This window comes from Pseudomonas iranensis, assembly GCF_014268585.2.
Taxonomy (GTDB): Bacteria; Pseudomonadota; Gammaproteobacteria; order Pseudomonadales; family Pseudomonadaceae; genus Aquipseudomonas; species Aquipseudomonas iranensis.
Genome location: NZ_CP077092.1, coordinates 1,745,949 through 1,763,799 on the forward strand (window position 1 = coordinate 1,745,949; position 17,851 = coordinate 1,763,799).

Annotated in this window: 19 protein-coding genes; 12 read left to right on the forward strand and 7 right to left on the reverse strand. The window is 59.4% G+C overall.

Annotated features, from left to right (window positions below; translation table 11 throughout):
• Positions 1-2: 2 nt before the first annotated feature.
• Both HU724_RS07725 and HU724_RS07730 read left to right on the forward strand, forming a co-directional pair.
• Positions 3-779, forward strand: coding sequence for a class II glutamine amidotransferase (locus tag HU724_RS07725; protein ID WP_041478844.1), 777 nt, complete (start codon positions 3-5; stop codon positions 777-779).
• Positions 780-791: 12 nt separating this feature from the next.
• Entirely contained in the window at positions 792-1,334 is a 543-nt protein-coding gene (locus HU724_RS07730; protein ID WP_016771223.1) for a DUF2937 family protein, read from the forward strand.
• 250 nt (positions 1,335-1,584) lie between these two features.
• Here the strand turns inward: HU724_RS07730 and HU724_RS07735 are convergent, their stop codons facing one another.
• On the reverse strand, positions 1,585-2,499 hold the full coding sequence (locus tag HU724_RS07735; RefSeq protein ID WP_186568361.1) for a LysR family transcriptional regulator: 915 nt from the start codon (positions 2,497-2,499) through the stop codon (positions 1,585-1,587).
• 159 nt (positions 2,500-2,658) lie between these two features.
• On the opposite strand from HU724_RS07735, the gene HU724_RS07740 reads away from it, so the two are divergent.
• From HU724_RS07740 to HU724_RS07755, 4 genes are all read left to right on the forward strand, one after another.
• Positions 2,659-3,945: an MFS transporter gene (locus HU724_RS07740; protein ID WP_186568363.1), complete on the forward strand. Its 1,287-nt coding sequence runs from the start codon at positions 2,659-2,661 to the stop codon at positions 3,943-3,945.
• Positions 3,946-4,007: 62 nt separating this feature from the next.
• Positions 4,008-4,760 (forward strand): 5-oxoprolinase subunit PxpA, encoded by a 753-nt coding sequence (locus tag HU724_RS07745; RefSeq protein WP_186568365.1) that lies wholly within the window; start codon positions 4,008-4,010, stop codon positions 4,758-4,760.
• Positions 4,757-5,461 (forward strand): 5-oxoprolinase subunit PxpB, encoded by a 705-nt coding sequence (pxpB, locus tag HU724_RS07750; RefSeq protein ID WP_186568367.1) that lies wholly within the window; start codon positions 4,757-4,759, stop codon positions 5,459-5,461. Before HU724_RS07745 ends, pxpB begins: the two co-directional genes overlap by 4 nt.
• Entirely contained in the window at positions 5,458-6,381 is a 924-nt protein-coding gene (locus tag HU724_RS07755) for a 5-oxoprolinase subunit C family protein (protein WP_186568369.1), read from the forward strand. The genes pxpB and HU724_RS07755 overlap by 4 nt, the downstream gene beginning before the upstream one ends.
• 88 nt (positions 6,382-6,469) lie before the next feature.
• Here the strand turns inward: HU724_RS07755 and HU724_RS07760 are convergent, their stop codons facing one another.
• Both HU724_RS07760 and HU724_RS07765 read right to left on the reverse strand, forming a co-directional pair.
• Complete coding sequence (locus HU724_RS07760; protein WP_016771218.1) at positions 6,470-7,648, reverse strand: vWA domain-containing protein; 1,179 nt, start codon at positions 7,646-7,648, stop codon at positions 6,470-6,472.
• A gap of 12 nt (positions 7,649-7,660) precedes the next feature.
• On the reverse strand, positions 7,661-8,506 hold the full coding sequence (locus HU724_RS07765; protein ID WP_007911294.1) for an AAA family ATPase: 846 nt from the start codon (positions 8,504-8,506) through the stop codon (positions 7,661-7,663).
• A gap of 199 nt (positions 8,507-8,705) precedes the next feature.
• On the opposite strand from HU724_RS07765, the gene HU724_RS07770 reads away from it, so the two are divergent.
• Together HU724_RS07770 and HU724_RS07775 are read left to right on the forward strand one after the other, a co-directional pair.
• On the forward strand, positions 8,706-8,936 hold the full coding sequence (locus tag HU724_RS07770; protein ID WP_186568371.1) for a DUF4160 domain-containing protein: 231 nt from the start codon (positions 8,706-8,708) through the stop codon (positions 8,934-8,936).
• Positions 8,924-9,421 carry a helix-turn-helix domain-containing protein gene (locus HU724_RS07775; protein WP_186568373.1) on the forward strand — a complete coding sequence of 166 codons (498 nt, stop codon included), beginning with the start codon at positions 8,924-8,926 and terminating at the stop codon, positions 9,419-9,421. Before HU724_RS07770 ends, HU724_RS07775 begins: the two co-directional genes overlap by 13 nt.
• On the opposite strand, the gene HU724_RS07780 is transcribed toward HU724_RS07775, so the two are convergent.
• Positions 9,418-10,494: a DUF748 domain-containing protein gene (locus HU724_RS07780; RefSeq protein ID WP_071174698.1), complete on the reverse strand. Its 1,077-nt coding sequence runs from the start codon at positions 10,492-10,494 to the stop codon at positions 9,418-9,420. The genes HU724_RS07775 and HU724_RS07780 overlap by 4 nt on opposite strands.
• Positions 10,495-10,635: 141 nt before the next feature.
• Between HU724_RS07780 and cysK the strand changes: the two genes are divergently transcribed.
• Positions 10,636-11,610 carry a cysteine synthase A gene (gene cysK, locus HU724_RS07785; protein ID WP_016771214.1) on the forward strand — a complete coding sequence of 325 codons (975 nt, stop codon included), beginning with the start codon at positions 10,636-10,638 and terminating at the stop codon, positions 11,608-11,610.
• Positions 11,611-11,794: 184 nt separating this feature from the next.
• A complete protein-coding gene (locus HU724_RS07790) occupies positions 11,795-12,733 on the forward strand; it encodes an aspartyl/asparaginyl beta-hydroxylase domain-containing protein (RefSeq protein ID WP_186568375.1) in 939 nt (312 codons plus the stop codon).
• A gap of 43 nt (positions 12,734-12,776) precedes the next feature.
• On the opposite strand, the gene HU724_RS07795 is transcribed toward HU724_RS07790, so the two are convergent.
• Positions 12,777-12,977 carry a hypothetical protein gene (locus HU724_RS07795; protein WP_076566462.1) on the reverse strand — a complete coding sequence of 67 codons (201 nt, stop codon included), beginning with the start codon at positions 12,975-12,977 and terminating at the stop codon, positions 12,777-12,779.
• Positions 12,974-13,519, reverse strand: coding sequence for a hypothetical protein (locus HU724_RS07800; protein WP_186568377.1), 546 nt, complete (start codon positions 13,517-13,519; stop codon positions 12,974-12,976). Before HU724_RS07800 ends, HU724_RS07795 begins: the two co-directional genes overlap by 4 nt.
• Positions 13,520-13,966: 447 nt before the next feature.
• Between HU724_RS07800 and HU724_RS07805 the strand changes: the two genes are divergently transcribed.
• Entirely contained in the window at positions 13,967-14,839 is an 873-nt protein-coding gene (locus HU724_RS07805; protein WP_186568379.1) for a DMT family transporter, read from the forward strand.
• A 112-nt stretch (positions 14,840-14,951) separates the two neighbouring features.
• Here HU724_RS07805 and HU724_RS07810 read toward each other — a convergent pair whose 3' ends face one another.
• The gene (locus tag HU724_RS07810) at positions 14,952-15,860 is read right to left on the reverse strand and encodes a DMT family transporter (protein WP_186568381.1); all 909 of its coding nucleotides are present in this window, start codon (positions 15,858-15,860) and stop codon (positions 14,952-14,954) included.
• Positions 15,861-16,073: 213 nt separating this feature from the next.
• Here HU724_RS07810 and aceK point away from each other — a divergent pair, with 213 nt between their 5' ends.
• The gene (gene aceK / locus HU724_RS07815; RefSeq protein ID WP_186568383.1) at positions 16,074-17,795 is read left to right on the forward strand and encodes a bifunctional isocitrate dehydrogenase kinase/phosphatase; all 1,722 of its coding nucleotides are present in this window, start codon (positions 16,074-16,076) and stop codon (positions 17,793-17,795) included.
• The last annotated feature ends 56 nt before the right edge of the window (positions 17,796-17,851 follow it).

Consider the following 17,851-nt stretch of genomic DNA (forward strand, 5'->3'; position numbering starts at 1 on the left):
ACATGTGTGAATTACTGGGCATGAGTGCCAACGTGCCGACCGACATCGTGTTCAGCTTCACCGGCCTGATGCAGCGCGGCGGCCGCACCGGCCCGCACCGCGACGGCTGGGGCATCGCCTTCTACGAGGGGCGCGGCTTGCGTCTGTTTCAGGACCCGGCGGCGAGCAGCGAGTCGGAAGTGGCCAACCTGGTGCAGCGCTATCCGATCAAGAGCGAAGTGGTCATCGGCCACATCCGCCAGGCCAACGTCGGCAAGGTCTGCCTGTCCAACACCCACCCGTTCGTCCGCGAATTGTGGGGGCGCAACTGGTGCTTCGCGCACAACGGCCAGCTCGCCGATTTCACTGCGATCAAGAGTTTCTACCGCCCGGTCGGCGATACCGACAGCGAAGCGGCATTCTGCGACCTGCTCAACCGGGTACGCGCAGCCTTCCCCGAGCCGGTCGATATCGAAGTGCTGCTGCCGGATCTGGTCGCCGCGTGCGCTGAATATCGCAGTAAGGGCGTGTTCAATTGCCTGCTCAGCGACGGCGACTGGCTGTTCTGTTACTGCTCGACCAAACTGGCTCAGATCACCCGCCGCGCACCGTTCGGCCCGGCGCGGCTCAAGGATGTCGATGTGATTGTCGACTTCCAGGCCGAAACCACGCCCAACGATGTGGTCACGGTGATTGCCACCGAGCCTCTGACCGAAAACGAAACCTGGACCCGCTACGAACCGGGCCAATGGAGCCTGTGGCGACGCGGCGAATGCGTCAGCCAGGGCAAGACCGAATAAGGATTTGCATCCATGTTGCTCAGTTATCTACGGCTGGTGTTGTTTGCGGCGGGTCTGTTGATCGGTGTCCAGGTGCCGGGGTTCATCAACGATTACGCCCAGCGTGTCGAAGCGCATCTGATCGAAGCGCAGACCGGCCTGCGTGGCTTTCAGGGTACGGCTGATCAGTTTTTCAAAGGCGACATGCAGGCGCTGGTCGCGCATTACCGGGCCAGCGAAGACCCGATTTTTCGCAGCGATGCCGACAGCCTGAACACCTTGCTCACCCGCCAGGTCGCGCTGGACAAGCAATTCCAGGCGATGCAAGGGCCGTGGTATGTGCGCTTCCTGCAAGTGGTCCTGGCCGCCGATCCGGATATTCGCAAGGAAACCTGGAACGGTTACAGCTATCAGATCCTGCTGACGCCCGAGGCGATGATCTGGGGCATGAGCGGCGCATTGCTGCTGTCGTTCGGCATCGAATGCCTGTTCCGCCTGATCGACTGGGTCGTTCTCGGCGGCCGCCGCCTGCGCCAGAGCCGACCGATCGAAGATCGCGACGTGCGCGGTTTGTAAGACCTGCTCAATCCGCTGGCAAGAGAGGCTTTATGGCATGGGGATTCTTTGGTGAGTGGGTCCTGTGGTGAATGGGCTATGGGGGGAGTGGGTTCTGTGGCGAATGAGTTCCGTGGCGAGGGGATTCTGTGGCGAGGGGATTTATCCCCGTTGGGCTGCGCAGCAGCCCCAAAACCTGCACTGAAAGACCGCGTTGGCCGCAATCACGACTGCTGCGCAGCCCGACGGGGATAAATCCCCTCGCCACTAATCATTCAGTGAGGGTGATGCAGTCCTTGCCCACCTTTTGCGCATATCCCGCCAAGACCTGCTGACACAACGTCACAATCTCCTCGACCCACTCAACCCCGACCCGCCACGACACCACCACCGGCAAATCCCCTGGTCGCTGCTCGATGTCGAGCAAGATCAATTCGCCGCGCGCCAGTTCTTCGGCCACCAGCACCGGCGGCAGCGCGCCGATACCAAAGCCGTCACGCAACAAACGGGTAATCGCCGACACCGAATTCACGCAATTCAACCGTGGCGCCAGCACGCCGTTGGCCTGCATCAGGGCGACGATATCCTGATGCGGTCGCGAGTTTTTCGAGTAAGTGATGATCCGCTCCTGCGCCAGTTCGGCGAGGTCGGCGTAGTTGCGGTTGTAGATCGAATTGCTGGCGACGATCCAGCCCAGCGGATGACTGGCCAACTCCAGGCTGCGCACGCTTTCGTGGCGGATCAGATCGGTTTGCAACACCAGATCGAGAAAACCTTTTTGCAGCTGATCGCAGAGGTTCAGCGCGGTATCTGCGACCAACTCGATCTCCACCCGTGGATACAGATCGGTCATCTGTGCCACCAGCGGGCTCAGCCACGTATGAATCACCGTGTCCATCACGCCGATCCGCACCCGCCCGACCTTGCTCGAACGGGTCTCGATCGATTGTTTCAGCGCCGCCATGGTGTCGAGCATCTGCTCGGCATAGTCGAGTACTTTCAAGCCTTCCGGGGTCAGGCTGACGCCGCGTGAATCGCGCAGAAACAGCTTCACGCCCAGTTCGCCTTCGAGCACAGCAATGCGGCTGGAAATGGACGCCTGGGTGGTGAACAGCTTGTCAGCGGTCAGGCGAAAACTCTTCAGGCGCGCGACCCAGACAAAGGTCTCGAGAAACTTCAGATTCATGGACAAGGCTCGGCTGACAAATTTTTCTTATGCCTAAGGCGGGTTTTTATTCGTTGGACGGCGCAGGGCAGGGCGACGAAAAATCGGCGCATCCGGTTCCCACGATAGGCGTCGTCGGAGCTTCGAACAAGACCAATAAAAGCCCTGCGGAGATTTGCCATGAGTGCTCCCGACACCCTCCCGTTATCCAAGCCTGCGGCGCGCCCCGGGCCGTTCGACTGGTACCGCAACATCAACCAGCAGGAGCGCCGCACGTTCTGGAGCTGCAAGATCGGTTACGGTCTGGACGGCATGGACACGCAGATGCTCAGCTTCGTTGTGCCGACGCTGATTGCGATGTGGGGCATCACCACTGGCGAAGCGGGGCTGATTCACACCAGCACCCTCATTGCCTCGGCCATCGGCGGTTGGGTCGCCGGGATTCTCTCCGACCGCATCGGCCGCGTGCGCACCCTGCAACTGACGGTGCTGTGGTTTGCCTTCTTCACCTTCCTCTGCGGCTTCGCGCAAAACTACGAACAATTACTGATCGCGCGCACCCTGATGGGCTTCGGTTTCGGCGGTGAATGGACCGCCGGCGCGGTGCTGATCGGTGAAGTGATCCGCGCCAAGGACCGCGGCAAAGCGGTGGGCATGGTGCAATCCGGCTGGGCGCTGGGCTGGGGCCTGACGGCGATTCTGTACGCGTTGCTGTTCTCCGTGTTGCCAGCGGAAGATGCCTGGCGCGCGCTGTTCATCCTTGGCATCGTGCCGGCGATATTCGTGATTTTCGTCCGTCGCCTCGTGAAAGATCCTGAGATCTATCGCGAAGCCAAAGCCGCGCAAACCCCGCAGAACCCGGCGAAGTTCTACGAGATCTTTGCCCCTGGCATGCTCTTCACCACGTTTCGCGCGTCGTTGCTGACCACCGGTGCGCTGGGCGGTTATTACGCGATCACCTCCTGGCTGCCGACCTTCCTCAAGAATGAACGCGGGTTGAGCGTGCTCGGCACCGGTGGTTATCTTGCGATGGTAATCGTCGGTTCCTACGTCGGCTATGTGATCAGCGCTTATCTGACCGACCTGCTCGGACGGAAAAAGAATTTCATCTTGTTCGCGGTCGGCTCATTCACCATCGTTCTGCTCTACACGCAGATGCCGGTCAGTAACGGCGTGATGCTGTGGCTGGGCTTTCCGCTGGGCTTCTTCGCCTCGGGGATTTTCAGCGGCATGGGCGCGTTTCTCACCGAATTGTTCCCCACACGGATTCGCGGCTCGGGCCAGGGTTTCTGCTACAACATCGGCCGCGCACTGGCGGCGTTGTTCCCGCTGTTGATCGGCCTGCTCAGCCAGAAAGTGCCGCTGAGCATGGGCATCGGCGCCTTCGCGGCGGTTTCTTACGGCGTGGTGATTCTCGCGGCGCTGAGCCTGCCGGAAACCCGTGGCAAGCAACTCGACGCGCAGTAACTGATACCCTGCGCAGAAGTCTCCTACAGATAAAAAGACCAGCAGCTACAGGAGTGTTCACCGTGAGCCGCCTGCTATTGAATTGCGACATTGGCGAGAGCTTCGGCAGCTGGACCATGGGTCTGGACGCCGAAGTCATGCCCTTCATCGATTGCGCCAACGTTGCCTGTGGTTTCCATGCCGGCGACCCGAGCATCATGCGCAAAACCGTGGCGCTGGCCCTCGAACACGGCGTGCAGATTGGCGCGCACCCGGCCTATCAGGATCTGGTCGGATTCGGCCGGCGCTCCATGGCGTATTCCGCGCAAGAGCTGCAGGACATCCTGCATTACCAGATCGGCGCCCTCGACGGCATCTGCAAGGCGCAAGGCGGGCGGGTCAGCTACGTCAAACCCCACGGTGCGATGTACAACGACATGATGGCCAACCCGGCGCAGTTGCGCGCAGTGGTGCAGGCCGTCGCCGCGTATGACCGCAGCCTGCCGCTGATGCTGATGGCGACCCGAGACAACGCTGGCGCGCAGCAGATCGGCGATGAATACGGCGTATCCCTGTGGTTCGAAGCTTTTGCCGACCGCGCCTATGACAGTGGCGGCCGGCTGGTCTCACGGCAACTGCCGGGCGCCGTGCATCACGATGCCGAAAAAATCGTCGGGCAAGCACTGACCATCGCCCGTGGCCGGGAACTCACCGCCAGCGACGGCAGCGCCTTGATCCTGCGCGCCAATACCTTGTGCGTCCACGGCGACAACGCCAGTTCCGTCGCCGCCGTGCAGCGCATTCGCCAGGCCTTGCAGCAGTCGAGTGCGTCATGAATCCACGGGTTGAAGTGGTGGCGCTGGATTGCCTGATGCTGCGTCTGTTCGATGAAATTGCCGAAGCCAACATGCCGTGGATGCTCGCCGCCAGCGAGCGCTTGCGCGCGGCATTCGGCGCGCAGCTGATCGATCTGGTGCCGTCCTATACGACGCTGATGGTGCATTACGATCTGACGCTGTTGAGTCCGGCGCAGGCGCGCGAATTGATCGCCGAGGCGTTGGTCGACCTGTCGCCAAATGCGCGAAGCGCTGGGCAGTGTCATGTCTTGCCGGTCTGGTATGACTTGAGTGTCGGCCCGGAACTGAGCCTGTTGGCCGAACGCAGCGGGCTGGCGGTGAAGGAGGTGATTCGTCGCCACAGCGCACGGGAATATCAGGTGTTCGCCCTTGGCTTTGCGCCGGGTTTTGCCTTCATGGGCCTGGTCGAAGAAATGCTCGCCGCGCCACGCTTGAGCACACCGCGCAAGAAAGTCGCCGCCGGCAGCGTCGGTATCGCCGAGCGGCAGACCGCAGCGTATCCGGTGGTCTCACCCGGTGGCTGGAACCTGATCGGGCGCACCCCGGCAAAACTCTTCGATCGCCATCGCGACGGCTACAGCCTGATGCAACCCGGCGACACGGTGCGCTTCGAAGCGGTCGACCACGCCGAATTCATTCGTCTGGGCGGCGATGACACACCACTGGAGGCGCCGGCATGAGTCGATTGATGATCGAAGCCAGCACGCCGCTGTGCCTGTTGCAGGACGCCGGGCGGTTTGGCGTGCGACATCTGGGCGTGACCCAGGGCGGCGCGGCGGACTGGTGTTCGATGAGCTGGGCCAATTGGCTGTTGGGTAATGAACTGGATGCGGCGGTGGTTGAAATCACCCTCGGCGGTTTTGCTGTGGTGGCTGAAGAGGATTGCCTGCTGGCGCTGGCGGGAGCGGACCTCGGCGCGCAGATCGACGGCCAACCGCTGGCGCCGTGGCGCAGCTTCCGGTTGGCGAAAGGGCAGACATTGCGCTTCACCCAGCCGTTGCTCGGCGCCCGGGCTTATTTGGCCGCACCCGGTGGTTTCACTGCGCCGAAGGTATTGGGCAGCAGTGCCACGGTGCTGCGCGAAGAATTGGGCGGGCTTGATGGCATGGGCTTTCCGCTCGCCAAAGGGGCGGTGCTCGGTTACAGCGGCGAAGCGTTGGCAGTACGGGAAATGCCTTCGGCGCTGCGGCCGGATTTCAAAACGCATGCGCCTTTGGACTTGGTGCTCGGCGCACAGATCGGCCAGTTCAGCGGGCAGAGCCTGTTCGATGTCTTCAACAGCGCCTGGACCATCGACAGTCGCGCCGACCGCATGGGCATCCGCCTGCTCGGCGCGGCGTTGCAATATCAGGGCGCGCCGATGATCTCCGAGGGCATTCCCTTGGGCGCTGTGCAGGTACCGCCGGACGGACAGCCGATTGTGTTGCTCAACGATCGCCAGACCATTGGCGGCTATCCGCGCCTGGGTGCGTTCACACCGCTGGCGCTGGCGCGATTGGCGCAGTGCCTGCCGGGAGCGAAGGTGAGGTTAAGGCCGGTGGTGCAGGACGTCGCGCACCGCGAGCATGTCGAGTATTTGCAGCGCTTTGAAGATCGCTAAAAGCTTCGCGAGCAGGCTCGCTCCCACAACTAAAAGCATTCCAAGGTGGGAGCGAGCCTGCTCGCGAAGGCGTTCGTCGGGTTAACGATTATTTGGAAAGAAACCGCATCCCTTCTTCAAGCCCGCGCAGCGTTAGCGGATACATCTGATCCTCGATCAGATCGCGGACGATGTTGGTCGACGAGGTATAGCCCCACGTGTCCTTCGGATACGGATTGATCCAGATGAGCTTCTTGTATTTCTCCATGAAGCGCTGCATCCACACGTAACCCGGCTCTTCGTTCCAGTGCTCGACACTGCCGCCAGCCTGGGTGATTTCGTAGGGCGCCATGGCGGCGTCGCCGATGAAGATCACTTTGTAGTCGGCGCCGTACTTGTGCAGCAGATCCTGGGTCGAAGTGCGTTCGGAAGTGCGGCGCATGTTGTTCTTCCACACTGATTCATAAATGAAGTTGTGAAAGTAGAAGTACTCCAAGTGCTTGAACTCGGTCTTGCAGGCCGAGAACAATTCCTCACAGATCTTCACGTGCGCGTCCATCGAGCCGCCGATGTCGAACAACAGCAACAGCTTCACCGTGTTGCGCCGTTCCGGGCGCATCTGGATATTCAGCAGGCCGGCGTCCTTGGCGGTGTGGTCGATGGTGCCGTCGATGTCGAGTTCTTCTGCGGCACCTTGGCGGGCGAACTTGCGCAAACGACGCAGGGCGACCTTGATGTTGCGCGTGCCCAGTTCCACCGAATCGTCGAGGTTCTTGTACTCGCGCTGATCCCAGACCTTGACCGCTTTGCCCTGACGCTTGCCGGCGTCGCCAACCCGGATGCCTTCAGGGTTGAAACCGCCGGAGCCGAACGGGCTGGTGCCGCCGGTGCCAATCCACTTGTTGCCGCCGGCGTGGCGTTCTTTCTGTTCTTCCAGACGCTTCTTGAATTCCTCGATGAGTTTGTCCAGCCCGCCAAGGGACTGGATCTGCGCGCGTTCTTCGTCGCTCAGCGAGCGCTCGAATTCCTTGCGTAGCCAGTCCTCGGGAATCAGCGCCTGCAAGTGGTCGTCGAGTTTCTCCAGGCCATTGAAGTAGGCGCCAAACGCGCGGTCGAACTTGTCGAAATGGCGTTCGTCCTTCACCAGAATCGCCCGCGACAAGTAATAGAACTCGTCCATGTCGGCGAAGGTCACGCGCTGTTTCAGCGCGTTGATCAGGTCGAGCAGCTCGCGCACCGATACCGGTACCTTGGCTGCACGCATTTCGTTGAACAGGTTGAGCAACATGGCAGCGGCCTCTTAGCGGGTGCCGCGCCGGCTCATGAACGCCAGGCGCTCAAGCAGTTGCACGTCCTGTTCGTTCTTCACCAGTGCACCTGCCAGTGGCGGGATGGCTTTGGTCGGATCGCGCTCGCGCAGCACCGCTTCGCCGATGTTGTCGGCCATCAGCAGTTTCAGCCAGTCGACCAGTTCCGAGGTTGAAGGCTTTTTCTTCAGGCCCGGTACCTTGCGCACGTCGAAGAACACGTCGAGCGCTTCGCTGACCAAGTCCTTCTTGATGTCCGGGTAATGCACATCGACGATTTTCTGCAGGGTAGTGCGGTCGGGGAAAGCGATGTAGTGGAAGAAGCAGCGGCGCAGGAAGGCGTCCGGCAGCTCTTTCTCGTTGTTGGAAGTAATGATGATGATCGGGCGTTTCTTGGCCTTGATGGTCTCGTCGATCTCGTAAACGTAGAACTCCATCTTGTCGAGTTCTTGCAACAGGTCGTTGGGGAATTCGATGTCGGCCTTGTCGATTTCGTCGATCAGCAGAATCACCCGCTCCTCGGACTCGAAGGCTTCCCAGAGCTTGCCTTTCTTCAAGTAGTTACGCACGTCGTGGACTTTTTCATTGCCCAGCTGCGAGTCGCGCAAACGGCTGACCGCGTCGTACTCGTACAGACCCTGATGGGCCTTGGTGGTGGATTTGATGTGCCAGGTGATCAGCTTGGCACCGAACGACTCGGCCAGTTGCTCGGCGAGCATGGTCTTGCCGGTGCCCGGCTCACCCTTGACCAGCAGCGGCCGTTCCAGAGTGATGGCGGCATTGACCGCCAGCTTCAGGTCATCGGTGGCGACGTAGGCCTGGGTGCCTTCGAACTTCATCTGCAAATCCTCGAACGGTAACGCTGACCTTACGGGCAGGGCGGGGCGAAATAATCGGATACCCGACTATAACGCGCACGCCGGTCGACTGTGAACGCAGACGGCTTATTCAGTCTCTGAATGGAGCGTCACATGTTGACTCAGTCTCGGCGGATGGCCAGTATTCCGGTATCGCCGATTTGGCGATAGCTTTCGATCCATGTCTACTAAATACCGATTTCGCGATAAATACCGCATACAGCTGCGTGAGAAAGATCACCCACCGCCCCATGTCCACCTGACCGGTGGCGGCGTTGACGTGATGCTCAGCCTGGAAACGATTGAAGTCTTGATGGGCAAGGCACCGCCGCTGATCGTTAAAGAAGCGTTGGCTTGGGTGGGTGCACATCATGCGCAACTACTGGAGGACTGGAAACGATGTTACCCATGAAACGGCCGCGTCTGCGATCTGCGCACGTTCTGTCGGATTTCAGGTTGGCACTGACATTTATCAATGGTCAGGAACTGACAGTTGATTTGGGGATGGATATTCATACTTATCCAGGTCTGCGGACACTGCTTGATCGCGAAGTCTTTGCGACTGCCGCAGTCGGAGACGAGGGTTGGATCGTTGAATGGATTGAACCCGACGTACAGATCGGTGCAGACACCTTGTATATGGATGCGCTAGCGCAAAATGCCCAGGATGAGAACACGCGCATTTTTATCGATTGGCGCGCCCGTACCGGACTTTCTCTCAATGATGCGGCCGAAGCGCTCGGTGTGAGCGCTCGCAGCATCAGCCGTTACAGCAATGGGCGTGAAGCAGTGCCACGTTCTTTGGCGTTGGCCTGTCTGGGCTGGGATTCGCTGCAACAGCGTTCATCGATAGCGGCCGAAGACACAGGTCGATATGTCGTCAACCGCAAAACTTAATCCTCATCCGGCTTCGGCCGTTCGTACCGCGCATTGAATGCCTGGATGAAGCCATTGCGCAAAATCTGCAAAAACGCTTCGAAGGCGTTGACGTTCTGCTGGTGAACATTGCCGCTGAGTTCAACACGGGTGGCGAACTGGTTTTTGTTCTGGTTCTTCAGCACGGTCTCGGTGCCGCCGACCAGTGCTTCCCAGATTGAGCGGAACAGGCCTTTGTTCTTGTTTTCGACGTCTTGCTGCCAGTTGAATACGTCGACGTCGCGCAGCAGGGGTTTGATGTAGCCGGTGAGTCGGGCTTTCTCTGCCTTGGCTTCGATAACCACATCGCCGTGGCCGGCGTTGAAGTCGAATTTGCCGTAGGCGGCGGCGAAGTCGTTCATGCGTTTGAGCTCGATGTCACGGGCGCGCAGGCGGAATTCGAAGTCTTCGAAGTTGCTCAATGGATCGAAGGTGGCGGTGGTTTCCAATGGCGCGTGGCCCAGCAGCAACGCCTTGCCTTCAAAGCGCGCGTCGCGCTTGCCTTCCTTGTCGACCACATTGGTCAGGTTATAGATGCTGGCGTTGACGTTGCTGGCGTTCATGTTCACCGGCGGCTTGGAATTGAAGTTGCGGAACGTGATACGGCCATCGTTGATCTGCACTTCATCGAGGGTGATCGGCAGCAGCTTGCCCAACTGCTCACGCCAGTCGGTGCCCTGACCGGTCTGCGAGTTCTGCTTGTTGGGGCCACCGTCGACGAAGTTGATTTCGGGATTGAGGAATTGCACCTGCGCGACCACGGCATGGTCGTACCACAGCGAATGCCAGCTTACCGACAGGTCGATCAACGGCGCATCGACGAACGGCACCGGTACTTTGCCGTCGACCTTGACGATCTTCAGGCCGTTGATTTTATAGGCGCCACGCCACAGCGCGAGATCAACATCGGTGATCTGGCCACGGTAATCACCCATGTCCGCGAGTTTGTCATTGAGGTAGTCGCGTACCAGATAGGGCAGGGCGAAATGCAGGGCGACCAGCAGCACCACGACACCCGTCAGGGTCCAGAGCGGCCAGCTGTAACGACGTTTCATGCCATTGTTCCTTCAAGAGTGTGGCTTGACGATTCAAAGCGATTGACTCCGCGCGTTTGCAGACGTTCGACCCGACTGGACTGTGATCGGCAACGGGCTTACCTTGGAAGGCTGAATTCAACGCTGCATAAGGACCCAGCCATGAGCCGTATTTACGCTGACAACGCCCATTCCATCGGTAATACGCCGCTGGTCCAGATCAACCGCATCGCGCCGCGCGGGGTCACGATCCTGGCCAAGATCGAGGGGCGCAACCCCGGTTACTCGGTCAAATGCCGAATCGGCGCCAACATGATCTGGGACGCCGAAAGCAGCGGCAGACTCAAGCCGGGCATGACCATTGTCGAGCCGACTTCCGGTAATACCGGTATCGGTCTGGCCTTCGTTGCCGCTGCGCGTGGCTATAAGTTGATGCTGACCATGCCGGCGTCGATGAGCATCGAGCGCCGCAAGGTTCTGAAAGCCTTGGGCGCGGAACTGGTGTTGACCGAGCCGGCCAAGGGCATGAAGGGCGCCATCGAGAAAGCTGCGGAAATCGTCGCCAGCGATGCCGACAAATACTTCATGCCGGCGCAGTTCGATAACCCGGCCAACCCGGCAATTCATGAGAAGACCACCGGCCCGGAAATCTGGAACGACACCGACGGCGCCGTGGATGTGCTGGTGGCTGGCGTAGGTACCGGTGGAACCATTACCGGTGTCTCGCGGTATATCAAGAACACCGCCGGGAAACCGATTCTGTCGGTGGCCGTCGAGCCGGCGTCTTCGCCAGTGATTACGCAAGCGTTGGCCGGTGCCGAGATCAAGCCGAGCCCGCACAAGATTCAGGGCATTGGCGCCGGTTTTGTGCCGAAGAATCTTGATCTGTCGATGGTCGATCGCGTCGAACAGGTGACCGATGAAGAATCCAAGGCCATGGCTTTGCGCCTGATGCAGGAAGAGGGGATTTTGTGCGGGATTTCCTGCGGTGCTGCCATGGCGGTGGCGGTGCGTCTGGCGGAGAAACCAGAGATGCAGGGCAAAACCATCGTCGTGGTGCTGCCGGATTCGGGCGAGCGTTATCTGTCGAGCATGTTGTTCAGTGACCTGTTCACGGAGCAGGAGAACCAGCAGTAAGCCTGTTGATTCATGTCAGCCAAGGTTCAGGCGCCGCATGTTAATAAAGGCTTTGTTGCGTAATGCTTAACACTGAATCTTGTGGCAGGCGGGTTTTTCCCGGAGCCGGTAGTGTTTATCATGGCCGGCTGCCATGCCGGGAAAAGGGCATTGCGCAGCGTTGTCTTTATTCAAGGAGTTGTTGATGACCGTTTCGTTTGCCGCCAAGGCGTTTGTGCTGTTGCTGTTCCTGGGCAGCACGCTCTATGTGCATTTGCGCGGCAAGGCGCGTTTGCCGGTACTGCGTCAGTTCGTCAACCATTCGGCGCTGTTCGCCCCATATAACGCTTTGATGTACCTGTTCTCCGCAGTGCCTTCCAGACCGTATCTGGATCGCAGCAAGTTTCCGGAACTGGATGTGCTGCGCGACAACTGGGAGACCATCCGCGACGAAGCCATGCATCTGTTTGACGAGGGCTACATTCGCGCCGCCGAGAAGAACAACGACGCCGGTTTCGGTTCCTTTTTCAAGAAAGGCTGGAAGCGTTTCTATCTGAAGTGGTACGACAAACCGCTGCCATCGGCCGAAGCGCTGTGCCCGAAAACCGTGGCTCTGGTCAGTGCCATACCTAACGTCAAGGGTGCGATGTTTGCACTGCTGCCGGGCGGCAGTCATCTCAACCCGCACCGTGACCCGTTCGCCGGCTCCCTGCGTTATCACCTCGGCCTGTCGACACCCAACTCCGACGATTGCCGGATCTTCGTCGACGGCCAGATTTACGCCTGGCGCGACGGCGATGATGTGATGTTCGACGAGACCTATGTGCACTGGGTCAAGAATGAAACTGATCAGACTCGCGTCATTCTGTTCTGCGATGTCGAGCGTCCGCTGAGCAACCGCGTGATGACCCGCATCAATCGCTTCATTAGTGGCTGGCTCGGCCGCGCCACCGCGCCGCAGAATCTCGACGACGAACGCGTTGGCGGCATCAACCAGGCTTATGCCTGGAGCAAGAACTTCAGCGACCGTTTCAGCGGCGTGGTCAAGCAGTGGAAGCGCCGGCATCCCAAGGCCTACCGCGTAATGCGCCCGGTGCTGGCGGTGCTGGTGCTCACCTTGCTGGGGTATTGGTTGTTTGGTTGAGGCTGGCTCAGAAATAAAAAACCGCTCCTCAGGAGCGGTTTTTTCACAATCGGCCAGCGGCCAGCACCGAGGGCTCATCTTCGATACCGGTGATCAGCAGTTGCAACAGACGCCGTTGATTAGCGGTCAATTCATGATCAGCCAGTCTTTTGGTTTTCAGCGATCTGACCAATGCTTCGGGAGGTCTATGCTTCGCTTTTTTCATGTTGCCCCCCGGTTTGATCAGTAATTGATTGGCTTTCACAGTACTGGATTCTCCAAGGTTTTGACAAGGCGGCCTTCGATGTCGTAGCTGAAACCCAGCTTCTGATAAACGGGTATCGCACCGTCCAGCGGCTCTTGTATTTCGATAACATCGCAGCCAACGAAGTCCGCGTATTGCTCAATTACCATGATCGCTAGTAGTCCTATCCGATTTTTCAAAGGATGTGTTCCGCCAGGGCGCCCTTCCAATCTCACAACTCGTAATCTGCGTCGACTATTGTTCGGGTTTGCAAAACACAGGCCGCAGAGCTGCCCGTCGAACCAGATAGAGATGTCCAATGCGCGTGGTTCACGTGATTTCCAGGCGATGACTTCATGCCAGAAAAAGCAGGGTTCTTCCCATGTTTCAAAAGCATTCAGCGCATGCCTGTTTATCGGTTCGAACCGAATGAGAGATAAATCCATAATCGAAGCGTCGGCCGCCTTAAGTTGGCCCTGTAAGCCGGCAATCTGCGAAGCGGCCCGCTTCCTCGCCTCTGACCGATAAACCTGATACCGCAAATACGTCCGTTCCCTTGGCATATGATCTCTTGCATTCCATGTCTCCTGACAATCCATTGCCGCCGCCAATCACCCTAATCATCCCGCCCCAAGCTGTCGCTACCGGCCCTTTGCCCAAGTCATTGCAATCTGTGTCCCGGGCTGGTTATAGTCAGCCCGCCCGAGCCGCTGTGCTCGCGCTTTCATTTCTCCAATAAAGATCAGCATCCATGCCTGCATCCCTCATCAACGCGGTAGTCGATTCAGCGGTCAACGCTGGCGTCGTGCCGTGCGGGAATCAGCAGCCTGTGCAGATCAGTCATTACCCTCCACCTGTCAGTAGCACGCCGGTGTGCGCAGTCGTATCGCCGCCGGGCGTTGGCGTTCGGGGCTGATCGGCAGTTTCTGCTGCCCCCGCGCCCGCCAGAACAACCTACTGAATTTCAGCTTCGGCTGAGTTGGCTTCTTGCCTGACTACAGGTGGTATTCATGTTTGTCCTTTCGAAACAATCCGCGCTCGCGGCGGCGTCCACGAGCCTGTTCGTTCTGCTATGGAGCAGCGGGGCGATTTTCTCCAAGTGGGGCCTCGCCCATGCTTCGCCCTTTGCCTTTCTGCTGATTCGCTTCGCCATCGCCCTGTGCGGGCTGGTCTTGCTGGCGCCGCTGCTGAGATTGAAGCTGCCCAAGGGTGGCAAGCCGATGCTGTTCGCGATCGCCACGGGACTGGTGTTGCTCGGGGCCTATCAGATCTTTTATCTGCTGGCGCTGGATTGCAAAGTCACGCCGGGGGTAATGGCGACGATCATGGGCGTTCAGCCGATCCTTACCGTGGTCTTGATGGAACGGCAGCGTTCGACGAGCCGCCTGTTCGGCCTGGCGCTGGGTCTGGCCGGGCTGATCATGGTGGTTTACCAGGGCATCGGTCTGGCCGGAATGTCCTGGGCCGGCATGCTGTTCGGTTTGCTGGCGCTGGCGAGCATGACGCTCGGCTCGATCATGCAAAAACGCATCACCGACAATCCGCTCGGCACGCTGCCAGTGCAGTACCTGGCCGGCCTGTTGCTGTGCGCGGTGTTCGTACCGTTTCAGCCGTTTCACTTCGAGCACAGCGCGGGCTTCATCGTCCCGGTGTTATGGATGGGCCTGGTGGTTTCAGTGCTGGCGACGCTGTTGCTGTATCGACTGATCGCGCGGGGCAATCTGGTGAATGTCACCAGCCTGTTCTATCTGGTGACGGCGGTGACGGCGGTGACGGCGGTGATGGATTACCTGATTTTCGGTAATCGTCTGGCGGCGTTGAGCGTGTTGGGAATGCTGCTGATTATTGTCGGGTTGGTGTTTGTGTTCCGAAAAAGCAGTTAGCAGAAAACAGGCGGTGGTTGATCCATCGCCTTCGCGAGCAGGCTCGCTCCCACATTGGAATGTATTCTTCTGTGGGAGCGAGCCTGCTCGCGAAATATCTGCGGCAGAAAATCTAACGGACTGACACCTTTGCAGGCTTCACCACCGCCGGCTTCAACACCAGCCACAACGCCGCCGCAATCAGCACCCCGCCATAAATGTGCGCCATCGACAACGGCTCATCCAGCAACAACGCCCCCCACAACACGCCGAACGGCGGGATCATGAAGGTCACGGTCATCGATTTCACCGGGCCGATCGAGCTGAGCAGGCGGAAATAGATGATGTAGGCAAACGCCGTGCAACCCAGACCCAGGCCGAGCAGCGACAGCCAGACCTGCCAGCCGCCCCAACTCACCGGCGGCGCAGTGAAGGCGCTGTAGGCGAACAACGGCAGCAAAAACAACGTCGCCCCGAGCATGCTGCCCAGTGCCGACAAACGGCTGTCCAGCCCACCGGCCTGATCCAGCCAGCGCCGTGCAAGGAATCCGGCAAAGCCGTAACAAGTGGTCGCCAGCAGGCAGGCGACCGCGCCCATCAGCAGTTGCAGATCGAAGGCCACGGGACCGGCGCGCGTCAGCACACCGACGCCGAACAGACCGAGGAACACGCCGCTGAGCTTGGCCGCCGTGAGCTTTTCGCTGAAGAACAAACCGCCAATCAACACGCCCATCAGCGGCGTCGTGGCGTTGAAGATCGCCGAATAGCCGGCCGGCAATACCTGGGCGGCAACCGAATACAGTGTCGCCGGAATCCCCGAGTTGATTACGCCCAGCAGCATCACGGTCTTCAGCTTGCCCTTGAAATCCCAGCTGATGCGCATCAGCCCAAGGATCACCAGCAGCCCGGCAGCCGCGATCGACACCCGAAAGAAGCCGGTCGGGATCGTGCCGATCACCGGGGCAATGATGCGCATGAACAGAAAACTCGCGCCCCAGATAGCGGCCAGCGACAACATGCGGAAAATATCGACAGGGCTCACGGCGGGCTCCTTCCTTGATCGGGACGAGAGTGTTGCCGAGCGTCCGGATCATGGCAACCGCTATTCGGGCTTTTAATTCTGCTTGCCATGCATCGGCACGAGAAACCTCGTCAACGGTCGCCCCGGTATCGGTTTTGGCAGAAATTGCGCTTTTCCTGCGGACGGTTCCGTGACTAAGCTCAAACGAATCGATTTCCCGCCGAGGTTTCATTTATGTCGCAGCAATGGCCAGCCACCGAGATCGCCCGGATGATCCTCGCCGGCTTCGACGATTACCGCGAACATTTTCGCCGCATCACCGATGGTGCGCGGGAGCGCTTCGAACAGGCGCGCTGGCAAGAAGCCCAGGCCGCCTCGGCGGCGCGGATCAGTTTGTACGAAGAAAAGGTTGGCGAAACCGTCGCTCGCCTGCGCGAGTATTTCGACGAAGAGACCCTGATGAACGTCAGCTGCTGGCCGCTGGTGAAAAGCGCCTATATCAGTGTGATCGACCTGCGCTTCGACGATGAGCTGTCCGAAACCTGGTACAACTCGATTTTCTGCGGGCTGTTCAGCCACGACCTGATCAGCGACGGCTGCATGTTCATCCACACCACGCGCCCGAGCCTGCGCCGTGCCCGCGCCGCGCAAACCCGCACGTACAAGCCGCAGGGCCAGTTGTCCGCGATGCTCGCCAGTATCTTTTCCGACTACCGCTTCAGCGAGGATTACGCCGATTTGCCTGGCGACCTGCTGCGGCTCGAAGCGCAATTGCGCGAGAACCTGCCGAACTGGGTGTGCAAGGACCCGGAGCTAAGCGTCGAGCTGTTTTCCTCGGTGCTTTACCGCAACAAGGGCGCGTATCTGGTCGGACGCATTTACACCCGCGACGAGCAATGGCCGCTGGTGATTCCGCTGTTGCACCGCGAAGGTCGGGGCATTCAGATCGATGCGTTGATCACCGACGAAGCCGATGTGTCGATCATCTTCTCGTTTACTCGCTCGTATTTCATGGTCGATGTACCGGTGCCGGCGGAGTTCATCGGTTTTCTGCGACGCATTCTGCCGGGCAAGCACATCGCCGAGCTGTACACCTCGATCGGCTTCTACAAGCACGGCAAGTCGGAGTTTTACCGCGCGCTGATCAATCACCTGGCCAACACTGACGACCAGTTCATCATGGCCCCGGGCGTGCGCGGCATGGTCATGAGCGTGTTCACCCTGCCGGGTTTCAACACCGTATTCAAAATCATCAAGGACCGTTTCTCACCGTCGAAAAACGTCGATCGCGCCACGGTGATCGAAAAGTATCGTCTGGTGAAAAGCGTCGATCGGGTCGGGCGTATGGCCGATACCCAGGAATTTGCCGACTTTCGTTTTCCGCTGAGCAAGTTCGATCCGGCGTGCCTCGAAGAACTGCTAGAGGTCGCGCCATCCACGGTTTCGGTCGAAGGCGAAACCGTGCTGATCCGCCACTGCTGGACCGAGCGGCGGATGACTCCGCTCAACCTGTATCTGGAAAACGCCAACGACGCGCAAGTGCGCGAAGCGCTGGAAGATTACGGTCTGGCGATCAAGCAATTGGCGGCGGCGAATATTTTTCCCGGCGACATGCTGCTGAAAAACTTCGGCGTCACCCGTCACGGGCGCGTGGTGTTTTACGATTACGACGAAATCTGCTTCCTGACCGAAGCCAACTTCCGCCAAATCCCGCAACCGCGCACGCCGGAGGATGAAATGGCCTCCGAGCCGTGGTACTCGATCGGACCGCTGGACGTGTTTCCCGAGGAGTTTCCGCCGTTCCTGTTTGCCGATTCGGGCCAGCGGAAATTGTTCGATCAATTGCACGGCGAGTTGTACAACGCCGATTACTGGAAGGGCTTGCAGGAGGCGATTCGGGCGGGGAAGGTTATCGACGTCTTCCCATACCGGCGCAAAGGCCTCGACAACGAGTAGCTCTTTCAAAAGCCCCTCACCCCAGCCCTCTCCCAGAGGGAGAGGGAGCTGACCGA